The sequence below is a fragment of the Leucobacter rhizosphaerae genome (assembly GCF_022919175.1).
Taxonomy (GTDB): domain Bacteria; phylum Actinomycetota; class Actinomycetes; order Actinomycetales; family Microbacteriaceae; genus Leucobacter; species Leucobacter rhizosphaerae.
In genome coordinates this window covers 335054-348566 of sequence record NZ_CP095043.1, presented here as the reverse complement: position 1 = coordinate 348566, position 13513 = coordinate 335054, and the positions used below count along the sequence as shown (strand labels likewise).

Annotated in this window: 15 protein-coding genes and 1 tRNA gene; 11 read left to right on the top strand and 5 right to left on the bottom strand. The window is 69.2% G+C overall.

All coding sequences use genetic code 11. From position 1 onward, the window contains the following. Positions 1-13: 13 nt before the first annotated feature. Positions 14-505, bottom strand: a complete 492-nt coding sequence (locus MUN76_RS01615; protein ID WP_244686569.1) for a ribose-5-phosphate isomerase — start codon at positions 503-505, stop codon at positions 14-16. A 27-nt stretch (positions 506-532) separates the two neighbouring features. Continuing rightward, entirely contained in the window at positions 533-1141 is a 609-nt protein-coding gene (locus MUN76_RS01610; protein WP_244686567.1) for a mycothiol-dependent nitroreductase Rv2466c family protein, read from the bottom strand. 88 nt (positions 1142-1229) lie between these two features. Here MUN76_RS01610 and pepN point away from each other — a divergent pair, with 88 nt between their 5' ends. The 3 genes from pepN to MUN76_RS01595 are packed head-to-tail and all read left to right on the top strand — an operon-like array spanning position 1230 to position 5133. Continuing rightward, positions 1230-3791, top strand: coding sequence for an aminopeptidase N (gene pepN, locus MUN76_RS01605; protein ID WP_244686565.1), 2562 nt, complete (start codon positions 1230-1232; stop codon positions 3789-3791). Continuing rightward, positions 3791-4696: a mechanosensitive ion channel family protein gene (locus tag MUN76_RS01600; RefSeq protein WP_244686564.1), complete on the top strand. Its 906-nt coding sequence runs from the start codon at positions 3791-3793 to the stop codon at positions 4694-4696. The genes pepN and MUN76_RS01600 overlap by 1 nt, the downstream gene beginning before the upstream one ends. Further along, positions 4693-5133 (top strand): globin, encoded by a 441-nt coding sequence (locus MUN76_RS01595; protein ID WP_429952991.1) that lies wholly within the window; start codon positions 4693-4695, stop codon positions 5131-5133. Before MUN76_RS01600 ends, MUN76_RS01595 begins: the two co-directional genes overlap by 4 nt. A 69-nt stretch (positions 5134-5202) precedes the next feature. Here MUN76_RS01595 and MUN76_RS01590 read toward each other — a convergent pair whose 3' ends face one another. After that, the gene (locus tag MUN76_RS01590) at positions 5203-5847 is read right to left on the bottom strand and encodes a LysE family translocator (RefSeq protein WP_244686562.1); all 645 of its coding nucleotides are present in this window, start codon (positions 5845-5847) and stop codon (positions 5203-5205) included. A gap of 64 nt (positions 5848-5911) precedes the next feature. On the opposite strand from MUN76_RS01590, the gene MUN76_RS01585 reads away from it, so the two are divergent. The 5 genes from MUN76_RS01585 (at position 5912) to MUN76_RS01565 (ending at position 8792) form a co-directional block, all read left to right on the top strand. After that, complete coding sequence (locus MUN76_RS01585) at positions 5912-6481, top strand: HhH-GPD-type base excision DNA repair protein (RefSeq protein WP_244686560.1); 570 nt, start codon at positions 5912-5914, stop codon at positions 6479-6481. Positions 6482-6540: 59 nt separating this feature from the next. Further along, a tRNA-Arg gene (locus tag MUN76_RS01580) sits at positions 6541-6613 on the top strand. Positions 6614-6749: 136 nt separating this feature from the next. Then, on the top strand, positions 6750-6986 hold the full coding sequence (locus MUN76_RS01575) for an addiction module protein (RefSeq protein WP_244686558.1): 237 nt from the start codon (positions 6750-6752) through the stop codon (positions 6984-6986). A 359-nt stretch (positions 6987-7345) separates the two neighbouring features. After that, on the top strand, positions 7346-7642 hold the full coding sequence (locus MUN76_RS01570; protein WP_244686556.1) for a DUF2277 domain-containing protein: 297 nt from the start codon (positions 7346-7348) through the stop codon (positions 7640-7642). A gap of 85 nt (positions 7643-7727) precedes the next feature. Continuing rightward, positions 7728-8792, top strand: coding sequence for a helix-turn-helix transcriptional regulator (locus MUN76_RS01565; protein WP_244686554.1), 1065 nt, complete (start codon positions 7728-7730; stop codon positions 8790-8792). Here MUN76_RS01565 and MUN76_RS01560 read toward each other — a convergent pair. Continuing rightward, on the bottom strand, positions 8766-9902 hold the full coding sequence (locus MUN76_RS01560) for a class II histone deacetylase (RefSeq protein ID WP_244686552.1): 1137 nt from the start codon (positions 9900-9902) through the stop codon (positions 8766-8768). The two genes, MUN76_RS01565 and MUN76_RS01560, sit on opposite strands and share 27 nt — an antisense overlap. 123 nt (positions 9903-10025) lie before the next feature. Between MUN76_RS01560 and MUN76_RS01555 the strand changes: the two genes are divergently transcribed. Together MUN76_RS01555 and MUN76_RS01550 are read left to right on the top strand one after the other, a co-directional pair. Then, positions 10026-11240: an MFS transporter gene (locus MUN76_RS01555; protein ID WP_244686551.1), complete on the top strand. Its 1215-nt coding sequence runs from the start codon at positions 10026-10028 to the stop codon at positions 11238-11240. Positions 11241-11258: 18 nt separating this feature from the next. Further along, a complete protein-coding gene (locus MUN76_RS01550; RefSeq protein ID WP_244686549.1) occupies positions 11259-12083 on the top strand; it encodes an SDR family NAD(P)-dependent oxidoreductase in 825 nt (274 codons plus the stop codon). A 13-nt stretch (positions 12084-12096) separates the two neighbouring features. Here the strand turns inward: MUN76_RS01550 and def are convergent, their stop codons facing one another. Continuing rightward, positions 12097-12660 carry a peptide deformylase gene (gene def, locus MUN76_RS01545; RefSeq protein WP_244686547.1) on the bottom strand — a complete coding sequence of 188 codons (564 nt, stop codon included), beginning with the start codon at positions 12658-12660 and terminating at the stop codon, positions 12097-12099. A 97-nt stretch (positions 12661-12757) separates the two neighbouring features. On the opposite strand from def, the gene orn reads away from it, so the two are divergent. After that, positions 12758-13396, top strand: a complete 639-nt coding sequence (orn, locus tag MUN76_RS01540; protein ID WP_244686545.1) for an oligoribonuclease — start codon at positions 12758-12760, stop codon at positions 13394-13396. The last annotated feature ends 117 nt before the right edge of the window (positions 13397-13513 follow it).

Here is a 13513-nt window from a genome sequence, read left to right as displayed (position 1 = left end):
AGATCCTCTCAGCCTACGGAGCGTCGACCTGCTTGCCCGCGATGGCGCCGGTCTGCTCGTACTCGCCGAGCTGGGCGATCCGGCGTACGTGACGCTCATCCCCGGTGAAGGGGGTCGCGATGAAGCGGTCGATGAAGCGGATCGCATCCTCGACCGGGTGCTGGCGCGCACCGATCGAGATCACGTTCGCGTTGTTGTGCTCACGCGCGAGCTCGGCGATCTCATCGTTCCACACGAGCGCGGCGCGGATCCCGGCCACCTTGTTCGCGGCCATCTGCTCGCCGTTGCCGGACCCGCCGAAGACGACGCCCAGCGCCGGCACCCCGGCACGCTCATCCCGAGCGACCCCCTGCGCCGCGTTGATGCAGAACGACGGGTAGTCGTCCAGTGCGTCGTAGTGGTCGGGCCCGTGGTCGATGACCTCGTGCCCCTGGTCGCGCAGGTGCTGCTGCAGCTGCTGGCTGAATTCGAGTCCGGCGTGGTCGGTGGCGACGTGAATGCGCATGACCTCGAGTCTACCGAACGAGACGGGTCAGAACTGCGGGCCCTCGGTCCGTCCGCGCTTGAGCTCGTAGAACCCTGGAACACTCGCTGCCATCACGATCCCGTCCCAGAGACGCAGCGCGTCTTCCCCCTTCGGCGCGGGGGTGACGACCGGGCCGAAGAAGGCGGCGCCGTCGACCGAGATGATCGGCACGCCGACGTCGGGCCCGGCGATGGCCATCGCGTGATCCGTGTTCGTACGGAGCTGCGCATCGAGGCCCGTATCGTCCGCCGCCGACCGCAGGTCCTCGGGAAGACCGAGCTCGGCCAGCACCTCGTCGATGATCGTGTCGTAGTCGGAGCGACCGCCGGGATGCACCCGCGTGCCGATCGCGGTGTAGGCCTTGCCGACCGCGGCGGGGCCCTGCGCCCGACCTGCCGCCTCGGCGACGCGCCCGAGCCGCAACCCCTGGCGCTGCCCCTCGGCGTAGGGCTCCGGCACGTCCTGCCCCTCATTGAGGATCGCCAGGCTGATCGGATGCCAGGCGATCTCGAAGCCTCGCACCTCTGCAACGTCACTCGCCCACCGGCTGGTCATCCAGCACCAGGGGCAGATCGGATCGAACCAGAACTCAACGGCGGGAGTCGATGCAGTCATATCGTCAGTGTAGACCCGGAACTCTGCGAGCTGTCAGTGCCGAGGAATAGGGTGGTGCCATCAGATCACCTCGATCCCAGGAGCACGCGTGCCAGGAACAAATCTCACCCGAGCCGAGGCGCAGGAGCGCGCCGCCATCGTCGACGTCCAGAGCTACGAGATCGCCCTCGACCTCACCACCGGTGCCGACACCTTCCGCGCTTCGACGACCGTCAGCTTCACCGCCACGCCCGGCGCGCAGACGTTCATCGACCTCATCGCGGACTCGGTCGACTCTCTCGAGCTGAATGGTGCGACCGTCGACCCCTCGGTCGCGTTCGCCGATTCCCGGATTGCTCTCGAGGCGCTCCAGGCGCAGAACACCCTCCGGGTCGTGTCGACCCAGCGGTACACCAATACGGGCGAGGGTCTGCACCGCTTCGTCGATCCCGCGGACGGCGAGGTCTACCTCTACTCCCAGTTCGAGGTCCCGGATTCGCGTCGGGTCTTCCCGGTCTTCGAGCAGCCGGATCTGAAAGCGACCTTCCAGTTCACCGTGACCGCACCCGCGCGCTGGAAGCTCTCCAGCAACCAGCCGACCCCGACCCCGACGCCGGCGGGCGACGCCAACGGCGAGGCGATCGCCACCTGGACCTTCGCGCCGACGCCCATCATGTCGAGCTACATCACCGCGCTCATCGCGGGCCCCTATCACGAGGTGCGGAGCGAGCTCACCAGCCGAGACGGCCGCACGATCCCGCTCGGCGTCTTCTGCCGCGAGTCCCTCGCCGAGTACCTCGACGCCGACTACGTGTTCGAGAAGACCCGCCAGGGGTTCGCCTTCTTCGAGGAGCAGTTCGACTACCCCTACCCGTTCGACAAGTACGATCAGCTCTTCGTGCCCGAGTTCAACGCCGGCGCGATGGAGAACGCGGGCGCCGTTACCTTCACCGAGGCCTACGTCTTCCGCAGCCAGGTGACCGACGCGATGCGCGAGCGTCGTGTCGTCACGATCCTGCACGAGCTGGCCCACATGTGGTTCGGCGACCTCGTCACCATGCGGTGGTGGAACGACCTCTGGCTCAACGAGTCGTTCGCCGAGTACATGTCGACCCTCGCCACCGCCGAGGCGACCGAGTGGACCGAGTGCTGGACGACCTTCGTCGCCTCCGAGAAGTCGTGGGCGTACCGGCAGGATCAGCTGCCGTCCACCCACCCGATCGTCGCCGAGATCCGCGACCTCGAAGACGTGCTCGTGAACTTCGACGGCATCACGTACGCGAAGGGCGCGTCCGTGCTCAAGCAGCTCGTCGCCTGGGTCGGCCGCGAGCCGTTCATGCGCGGCGTGCACGACTACTTCGTGAAGCACCACCACGCGAACACGGAGCTGCGCGACCTCCTCACCGAACTCGAAGCGCAGAGCGGCCGAGACCTGTCGGGGTGGTCCGAGCAGTGGCTCGAGACCGCGGGCGTGAACACGCTCCGTCCGAACTTCACCCTCGACGCGGACGGCCGATACGCATCCTTCAGCATCGACCAGTCGGCGATCGACGAGTACCCGACGCTGCGCCCGCACCGGATCGCCGTCGGACTGTACGAGGAGGGCGACAGCGGGCTCGTCCGCGCGCAGCGCATCGAACTCGACATCGATGGCCCCTCGACCGACGTGCCGGAGCTCGTCGGCGTCACCCAGCCCGCACTGCTGATCCTGAATGACGACGACCTCACCTACGCCAAGATCCGCCTCGACGAGCGTTCGCTCGCGACGGTATCCGAGCGCCTCGGAGACGTGACCGACTCCCTGGCCCGTTCTCTCGTCTGGGGCACGCTCTGGGACGCGACCCGCGACGCCGAGCTGCCGGCCAGCCGGTTCATCGAGGTGGTGCTCGCGCACATCGACCGGGAGACGGCCTCGACCACCTTGCGCACGCTGCTCCAGCAGCTGATCCTGGCGGCCTCGAGCTACGTCGCCCCCGAGCGCCGATCCGCCACCCTCGAGCGCGTCGCCGACACGCTGTGGCGTCTCGCGGCGGCGGCACCGGCGGGATCCGACACCCAGTTCCAGTTCGTGAAGGCGTTCTCGGGCATCGCCGCGAGCGACGCCCACCTCGATCTCGTGCTCCAGTTGCTCGCCGGAGACGTCGAGCTCGAGGGGCTCGACATCGACACGGACCTCGGGTGGGAGCTCCTCATCGCTCTCGCCGCGGGCGGTCGGACGACGGCCGCGGAGATCGAGGCCGCCCTCGCCGATGACCGCACCGCGAGCGGCGAGCAGTCCGCCGCGCACGCCCGCGCCGCGCTCCCCACGCCCGTGGACAAGGACGCGGCCTGGGCGAGTGTCTTCGATGCGGCGGGTGCGTCCAACCTCATCGTGCGCGCGACCGGACTCGGATTCACCCGCGTCGCGGACCGCTCGACGCTCGAGCCGTTCGTCGAGCGCTTCTTCGCGGCCGTCACCGAGGTGTGGGAGTCGCGCAGCTACGCGATCGCCGAGGAGATGATCGACGGCTTCTACCCCTCACCGCTCGCGAACGAGGCGCTGGCTGAGGCCACCCGATCCTGGCTGGAGTCGCACGCCTCGGCGCCGGCGGCACTGCGCCGCCTCATCACCGAGCATCTCGCCGGCGTGACCCGGGCCCTCGCCGCGCAGCGCACCGACGCGGAGGTCTGATGGACGGCGTCGGAGAGGTCGTGCAGGGCACGGTGGGGTCGTTCTACACGACCTACGCCACACCCATCAACATCGCGCTCATCGTGATCGGCGCGATCCTGCTCAACTGGCTCCTGCGCCGTCTCCTGATGCGCACGGTCACCCAGGTGGTCCGCGGCGTGAAGCGCGCGCAGGACGTCGACACGACCTCCGAGATGCAGGCGGCACCCTACGTCAACGCCCGTGCCGTGCAGCGAACTCGCACCCTCGGCACCGTCGGCCGCGCCGTGATCACCTGGACCGTGGTCGTGATCGCGCTGATCCTGATCCTCAGCCAGCTCAACGTGAACCTCGCCGCGCTCCTGACGTCCGCGGGCATCGTTGCGGCCGGCCTGGCCTTCGGCGCGCAGAACATCGTCAAGGATCTCCTCAACGGCATCTTCATGGTGTTCGAGGACCAGCTGGGGGTCGGCGACGTCGTCACCATCGATCAGGTGAGCGGAACGGTCGAGGACGTCGGGATCCGGGTCACCCAGGTGCGGGCGCTCGACGGCACGCTCTGGTTCATCAGGAACGGCGAGATCCTCACGCTCGGCAACTCCTCGCAGGGATGGGGTCGAGCCCTCATCGATGTCACCGTCGATGCGAACCAGGATCTCGCCCACGTCACCGAGGTCACCCTGGATGCGGCGCGCACCCTGCTCCGCTCCGACAAGTACGCCCGCAAGGTCACGGGCGAACCGGAGATGATGGGGCTCGAGAGCGTGTTCGGGGATCGCGCGACACTGCGCCTCGCCGTGCGGACGCGACCGGAGGCGCAGTGGGAGATCCAGCGCGCGATCCGGGCCGAGATCCGCCGCAAGTTCCGCGAGCACGACATCAAACTGGCGGACGAGCTCCCCAAAGGACCTGGAGGCACCAAGTGACCGACGAGCCGCAGTCCGCGCCCCGACTCACCCTGCGCTCCGGCGCCACCGGGAGCGCCGTCACGGACACCGTGTGGGCGCAGGTCGGCGGCACGGAGACGTTCGAGCGCATCGTGCGGGTGTTCTACGACGGGGTTCGCGAGGATCCCGTGCTCGCACCGATGTACCCCGACGCCGACTGGGAGGGCGCCATCTGGCGATTGCGCACGTTCCTGGAGCAGTACTGGGGCGGCCCGACGACGTACTCGGAGCAGCGCGGGCACCCGCGGCTGCGCATGCGCCACGCCGCATTCCACGTCAATCCCGACGCCCGCGACCGCTGGCTCCTGCACATGAACGCCGCCCTCGACGCAGTTGCGCTGCCTCCGATGCACGACGCCGCGTTCCGCGACTACGTCGATCGTGCGGCGCAGGCGATGGTGAACCGACTCGACTGAGTCGGACCTCTGCCGCGCCGCGGGCTCCGCGGCGGCCGGTACTCCTGTGCGCGCGCCTGCGGATCGTCGTTACAGGCTCGGCTGACGCTGACCCGAGAACGCGAGGACCCCGCCCAGCACGACGAGGAATCCCCCGCCCGTCGCGCTCATCGCGGCCATACGCTTCGGCGACTTCCCGAACCATCCCCGCGCTGCGCTCGCAATGAGCGCCCAGACCGTGTCGCACACGGCGGCGAGCACCACGAAGATCAGGCCGAGCTCGATGATCTGGAGGGGCACCGATCCCGCACCCGGGGTCACGAACTGCGGCAGCACGGCGACGAAGAACGCGATCGACTTCGGGTTGGTGACGCCCACCAGGAACCCCTGCAGCACCTGCCGCCGACCGGAGAGTCGCACCGGGGCCGCGGTCGTCTCGACCGCCCGGTTGCGGTGCCGGATCGCCTGCACCCCGAGGTAGACGAGGTACGCGGCACCGCCGAACTTGATCACCGTGAAGAGCACCACGGACGACGCGACGAGGGCCCCGATCCCGAATGCGACGGCGAGCACGATGGCCAGGGCCGCGAGCGTGTTGCCGAGCACGCTGAGCAGCCCGCCGATGCGACCGAGCGCGAGCGTGCGGCCGATCGTGAAGAGCACACTCGGCCCCGGGATGATGATCAGCACAAACGCGGCGATCCCGAACGCCACCATGTTCTCCACGGACACCATGGAGTCACTGTACTCCTGGCGCGGGGCTCTGTGCGCGATGCGACAACCGACCTAGACTGGGCCCATGAGCCTCCACCTGACCGACGATCCCGCAGCCGACGAGCTGTTGACCGCCGACCCGCTCGCCCTCCTCATCGGCATGCTGCTCGATCAGCAGGTCGCGATGGAGGTCGCGTTTGCCGGGCCGCTCAAGATCGAGCAGCGGATCGGTGCGCTCGATGCGCGTACCATCGCGGAGACGGATCCCGAGGACTTCGCCGCTGCGTTCAAGCAGACGCCGGCGGTGCACCGCTTCCCCGGGTCGATGGCCGCCCGGGTGCAGGCGCTGTGCCAGGCGCTGCTCGATGACTGGCAGGGACGCGCTGAGACCCTCTGGACAGAGGGCGACCCCGACGGAGCAACCGTGCTGAAGCGGCTCCGATCGCTGCCCGGGTTCGGCGAGCAGAAGGCGAAGATCTTCCTCGCGCTGCTCGGCAAGCAGTGCGGCTTCACCGGTGCGGGCTGGCGCGAAGCGGCGGGCGCCTATGGCGAGGAGGGATCGTTCCGGAGTGTCGCGGACATCACGTCTCCCGAGTCGCTCCTGCGAGTGCGGGAGACGAAGCGCGCTGCGAAGGCCGCCGCGAAGGCGAAGTAGCCGACACCGGCATGCACTGGCCGTGGAGGCTTCGCCTCACGGTGTACCCTCGAAAGGCCGCCTCCGTAGCTCAGGGGATAGAGCAGGAGCCTTCTAATCTCTTGGTCGCAGGTTCGAATCCTGCCGGGGGCACTCTCAACGATTCGCAATCACGACACGTGTCAGATCCCGCGCCCGTGCACCGACCGTCGAAAGGGCCTCTGGTCCGCGGCGGAATCAGGGTGTGGAAACCCCCTCCGTGTCGGACAGACGGCATACACCGAGCGGCATGACCCCGGATGTGGCACAGGTTATTCGCGAGGGCCTCACTCTCGATGCGGATCAGCGCGCCCAAGTGGTGCAGGCTCTGTTGGATAGCCTCCGGGAAGATGCCCAGGATCGAAACACGGTTGAGGAGTGGCGGTCAGAGATCCTCCTCCGGCTCGGGGAGATCCGGACGAACGCTGTCGAGGCGGTGAACGCCGACGAGCATTATGCACGCTTGCGCGCCTCACTGTCGGCATGAGGTTCCCGCAATACGAGCACCCGGAAGCCGCCGCAGGATTTGACGCGGCCGTCCGTTGGTATGAGGCCCAAGCACCTGACCTTGGTCTCGACCTGATCCACAACGCTGAACTCACCCGAGACCGTATTGGCCGCTGGCCAGACACCGCAGCACCAGTCGCTTCGGGCGTTGATGGGACCGTGGTGCGGGGCGCTGTGATTTCTGGCTACCCGCTCAGAGTGATCTCTGTGCGAGAATCCGACGCCCTTATCATCCTCGCCTATGCGCATGAGCGGCGTCGACCGGGGTACTGGAGAGCTCGGCGAACATCCTAGCTCCCCTCCCACGCGCCTCACGGTGACCTCGTCTACAGTCACGGCATGTGCCGAAACATCCGAGTGCTCCACAACTTCGACCCGCCGACCACCGATGACGAGATCCGCGAGGCCGCGCTCCAGTTCGTCCGCAAGGTCAGCGGTTCGACCCACCCGTCGCGCGCGAACACCCCCGCGTTCGACCGCGCGATCGACGAGATCGCCCTCGCGACCCGTCGACTCCTCGACGATCTCGTGACGACCGCGCCGCCGAAATCCCGGGAGCGGGAAGCCGAGAAGGGTCGCGAGCGGCACGAGAAGCGGATGGAGCGCGAGGTCCGCATGCGCACCGCGACCCCCTGATCCGTCCGCCGCGGAGCTTTGTCTCCGGGCGCAGAGCGTCGCCGGGTTCCTTGACCCGTCCCGCGGCGCCACGTACGTTGGCGGCATGTCTCTCGCCACGTTCGCCCCGCAGCCGGGTCGGCTGAGCGATGTGACGAGCGCCGCGGTCGCCGAGTTGCACCGGGTGCTGCCGTTCGACGCCATGCAGCTCCTCCGGCACGATCCCCGGCGAGCGGCCGTCGGAGAGGCGCTCCGGGTCGGCTACTCCCCTGGCGCGGCCTGGGCCCTGCAGCACCTCTTCGTCGAGAAGTACCGCGTGGGCTTCACCGAGACGCTGAGCCCCAACGACGGCCTGCCGCCGGCGATCAGCTCGGTGCGATCCGAGTTCCGCGACGACTTCATCGCCTCCCCCATCTTCCGCGACCATCTGCAGCGGCAGGGCTACCGGGACGGGATCAGTATGGAGCTCTTCCTGCGCGGCGAGTACGTCGGCATCGCCCACTTCTCGTCGACGCGCGCGACCGGGTTCCCCGAGGAATCCCGGCGGGCCGCCTCCGCGGTGCGGGGGTTGCTCGCCGCGCTGATCCTGGACGCCCCCGTGGCACGTCACGCGGCCACCTCAACCGCGACACCGGGAATTCTGCCGGGAACCACCGGAGACCCGGACGCGCGGTGGCTCGTCCTGCCCGATCGCGGCACGTCTCCGGGAGAGCCGCCGACAGGTCCTCCCCTCGTGCGCACTGAGCGATTCAGCGCGCACCTCGCGCAGTTCCGCCGTTCCGGCCTCGACGTCATCCGACATCTCTGGCTCGAGGGGCCGACCCTGTACCGGATCGACCTGCGCACGATTCCGGGCGGCGACGAGGTGGCCGTCGGCATGTCTCCCGCGCACCCCGACCACTACTCCCGGCTCACGGTGCAGGAGCTGCGGGTGCTGACGCTCCTGTGCACCGGACTCGACGACGCGACGATCGCGCAGCGTCTCCACCTGAGCCGGCGGACCGTCGAGAGCCACGTCGCGAATGCGCGGCGCAAGCTGGGGGCGAAGAACCGGGTCGAGGCGGTGGTCCGCACGATGACCACCGCCTCGACCCTTCCCGATCCGATCGGGTGCCCTGTCGACGCGCTCTGGCCCGATGCGGGATCAGCGCGCGGCGGTGATCCCCGGTAGCAGTGCTCCGGCGGCGTCCACCGCCTCTCGCTCGTGCGCGAGCAGTTCGTCCCCGCCCATCGCTCCGACGATCGGCTCGTACGCGTCCGCGATCCCGGTCGTGACCCCGGCGAGCTCCTCGATGACCCCGAGCCCGCAGCACGGAACGTAGTACGGGCTGTAGCCGCCCTCCTGCAGGAACACGATCCGCCCGTCGCAGATGCGCTCGGCGGCGTCCGTGATGAGCCGGGTGAGCCGCCGGAACCCATCGGCGCGTACCATCATGCGCGCGAGCGGATCCATGATCGCCGCGTCGAATCCGCAGGGCACCAGGATCAGCTGCGGCTCGAAGGCCTCGAGTGCGGGGATCACGACCTGCTCCAGGGCGTACTCGTACACCGCGTTCCCACCTCCGGGAGGCAGCGGGATGTTCACCGATCGACCCGCGCCCTCGCCGCCGCCGTTCTCGTCGCGGAACCCCGAATCGGACGGGAAGCAGCGATTCTGGTGGAGCGAGATGTTCAGGACCTGCGGCGACTCCCAGAAGATGTCCTGCGCGCCATTGCCGTGGTGCACATCCCAGTCCACGATGGCGACCCGCTCCAATCCGAGCTCCTCGAGCGCGTACGCAGCGGCGACGGCCGTGTTGTTGAAGATGCAGAAGCCGCGGCCGAGGGCGCGCTCGGCGTGGTGCCCCGGCGGGTTGATCAGCGCGTAGGCCCGGTCGACCTCTCCGCTCACCACCGCTCGCGTCGCCTCGATCGCCCCGCCCGCGGCGAGGAAGGCGATCGCGTCACCGCCCTGACCGAACGGAGACACTCCGTCGCCGGCGTCGCCGCCCTTCGGCTGCGCACCCTCCGCGATGATCCGGTCGACGTGGGCCGCGTCGTGCACGCGCAGTACATCAGCACGGCTGGCCGGGCTCGCCGAGAGCTCGTGCAGGTGCTCGATCAGCCCGGAGGCGACGACGAGCTCATGAAGCCGGCGCTTCGTATCGGGGTGCGCCACGTGGTGCGAGATGGGTTGCAATCCGGCCGCGACACTCGACGGGGCGAGGCCGCCGGAGCCGGTATCGACCCAGCCGTAGAGGGTGTTCCACAGATATCCGGTGCGCGTGGTCTGGTCGGTCATGCGACGGTCCCTTCTCCGATGCGGCGAGGCTGCGTTGCCCGCCGTCTCCGACATCGTCCCCCACTCCGGCCCGACCCGTGATCCGTAAAACTACGGAATCTCGCGCGGCACTAGGCTGGGCAGGTGCACGACTCCGCTCCCCAGAAGCTTCCCTTCGAGGTCTGGGCGCTCGTCGCAGGCGGGTTCACGGTGGCACTGGGGTACGGGGTCGTCGCGCCCGCCATTCCGCAGTTCGCGCTCGAGTTCGGCGTCAGCGCCTTCGCCGCATCCGCGATCGTCAGCGCCTTCGCTCTGATGCGATTGCTCTCCGCACCGCTGGCGGGCTGGATCGTCGGCCGGTTCGGCGAGCGGCGGACCTACAGCACCGGGATCCTCATCGTGGCGCTCTCGACCGGCGCGGCCGCGCTCGCGATGGACTACACGCAGTTCGTCATCCTCCGCGGCCTCGGCGGCGTCGGCTCCACCATGTTCACCGTCGCCGCGACGGCGCTGCTCATCAAGGTGAGCCCGCCCCTCGCTCGCGGCCGCGTCGCCAGCTTGAACGCCGCGGGATTCCTCCTCGGCGGGCTGCTCGGACCGGTGTTCGGCGGCATCGTGGCGTCGTTCGGTCTCCGTGCGCCGTTCGTCTTCTACTTCATCACCCTCGTCGCCGCTGCGACCGTGGTGGCGGTCGCGCTGCGCCGGTCCCAGATGGCGAAGGTCATCGCGGGATCGCCGGATGCTCGGGAGGCGATCTCGCTCGCTCAGGCGCTCGGCGTCTCCCAGTACCGCTCACTCCTCGCGTCGGTCTTCACCTTCGGCTGGGCCTCATACGGCGTCCGCGTCTCGGTCATCCCGATCTTCGTCGCGGTGGCGCTCGGCGGAGACGCGGCGGTCGCGGCCTGGGTGCTCGCGGCCTACGCCGCGGGCAACGCCGTGCTGATCTTCCCGTCCGGGCGCTGGAACGACACGGTGGGTCGCAAGCCCATGCTCGTGATCGGGATGTTCGTCCTCGCGGCGACGTACCTGGTGTTCCCGGCTTCGCCATCGGTGTGGGTCGCCATCGGGGTGATGTTCGTCGCCGGAGCGGGATCCGCACTCGTGAACCCCGGGCAGCAGGCCGTACTCGCAGACGTGGTGGGATTGCGCCGCGGCGGCAACGTCGTCGCGGCCTACTCGATGACGAGCGACCTCGGCGGGGTGCTCGGCCCGCTGATCGCCGGAGCGATCGTCGACGCCGCCGGATTCGGCTGGGCCTTCGGGGTCACCGCGGCGATCCTGGCGCTCGCGGGCGTGGCATGGCTCATCGTCCCCGATTCCCGTCGGCTGCAGCGCCCATCCGCTGACGCCGACGGCTGACCCGGCTAGGCTGCCACTATGACGCAGCCCGATCTCGCTCAGCACACCTCATCCGCGGCAGCATCCGGCGCTCCGGCACGGGTCGCCCTGATCACCGGCGCGGGTTCCCCCGACGGCATCGGCTTCGCGGCGGCGGCGCGTCTGGCCCGGGCCGGCTATCGGCTCGTGATCGGAGCCACCTCGGCTCGGATCGAGGATCGGGCGCGCGACCTGCGGTCCGGACCGGCCGGCGCCGAGGTGGTGCCATTCGTCGCGGACCTCACCGAGGAGGCCGGGGCGGAGCTGGCGGTGCGCACGGCGATCGAGGCCTTCGGGCGCCTCGACGTGGTGGTGAACAACGCGGGCATGACCTCGACGTCCGATCCCGAACGGCCCGCATCGATCGACGGGCTCGACCCCGTCGGGTGGGAGCACACGATCCGGCGGAATCTCACCACCGCGTTCCTCGTCACCCGGGCGGCGATCCCGCACCTCGAACGGTCGACCGCCGGGCGCATCGTGACCGTCTCGTCCGTGTCGGGGCCCATTCTGGCCTACCGCGGCGACGTCGGGTACCACGCAGCGAAGGCGGGGCTCGTCGGGCTCACCCGATCGCTCGCAGTGGATCTCGCGGGGAGCGGAACGACGGCGAACGCGGTCGCCCCCGGCTGGATCCGCACCGGCTCGGCCACGGCGCACGAGAACCGGATGGGCGACGCGACGCCGCTCGGCCGATCCGGCACCCCCGACGAGGTCGCCGCCGTGATCGAGTTCCTCGCGTCCCCCGCTGCCTCATACGTCACCGGACAGGTGATCGTCGTGGATGGCGGCAACGCGATCCAAGACGAGAAAGGGCTCGACTGAGCCGTCTCGGAGCTCAGCCCTCCAGGTCGTCGACCCCGGGCAGCCACGTGAGCCCGGGCTTGCCCCAGCCGTTCTTCCGCTCCGCCTTCTGCGCGCCGCGGCTCTCCGGGTGCACCAGGCGATCGACGTAAAGCAGACCGTTCAGGTGGTCGAATTCGTGCTGCAGGATCCGCGCGAACCAGCCCGACGCGGTGATCTCGAACGGCGTGCCGTCGATGTCCTGGGCCCGCAGCATCGCACGCTCGGAGCGTCGCAGTGCGAAGCGTTCCCCCGGGAACGACAGGCACCCCTCCACCTCGTCCTCACCGGGCAGCCCCGGATCCTGCGGGGAGACCCACAGCTCGGGATTGATCGCCACACCGCGCTCGGGGGCGACGTCCTGATCCTCGTACATCCACACGAAGATCCGCTTGCCGACGCCCACCTGGGGCGCCGCGAGTCCCACGCCCGGGGCCGCGACGGTCGTCTCGTACATGTCGTCGACGAGTGCGCGGAGCGACGCGTCGAACTCCGTGACGGGCGCGGCGGGGCGGTGCAGCACGGGCTCACCGCAGATCGTGATGGGGAGAACTGCCATGGATCCCAGCCTAGTGCGGGCGGCCTGTTCGCATGCACACGGATAGACTGTCCCGCAGCGCCACCGGCCGGCCGGCGCCCGACCCCGAGGAGTCCGCGTGTCGAACACCCCCGCCGAGCAGATCGTGTGGATTGACTGCGAAATGACGGGCCTCGACGTCGATCGAGACGGGCTCTGCGAGATTGCGGTCATCGTCACCGACTTCGATCTCACGCCGCTCGATCCCGGGTTCGAGATCGTCATCAACCCCGGTGAAGAGGCCCTCGCGAACATGGGCGACTTCGTCCGCGAGATGCACGAGACCTCGGGGCTCCTCCCCCGCATCGCCTCCGGCGCCTCGCTCGTCGACGCGGAGGCGCAGGTGATCGACTACCTCAGCGGTCTCGTCACTGCGGGCCGGCGCCCGCTGGTGGCCGGCAACACGATCGGCATGGATCGCCGCTTCATCGCGAAGTACCTGCCCGCACTCGAGGAGACGCTGCACTACCGGAGCATCGATGTCTCCACCATCAAGGAACTCAGCCGCCGCTGGTACCCGGCGGCCTACTTCGGCGCTCCCGCGAAGCGCGGCGGGCACCGCGCCCTCGCGGACATCGCAGAGTCGATCCAGGAGCTCGCCTACTTCCGCGACACGGTGATGCAGCCCGCCCCCGGACCCGACAAGAGCGCCTCGGCAGCGACGTCGCAGGCCACGAGTGAGCGCTACGCCGCCCTGATCGACGGCCTCATCGCCTGAGCGCGCTCTTCGCCTTGGGCGGTGCGGCGGGCTCCGCGCATGCCATGATGGACACTATTCTGCAGGAGAGCGTGATGAGGGGTCGTCACACCGGATAGAGGGGCCGTGTTCAGGGGG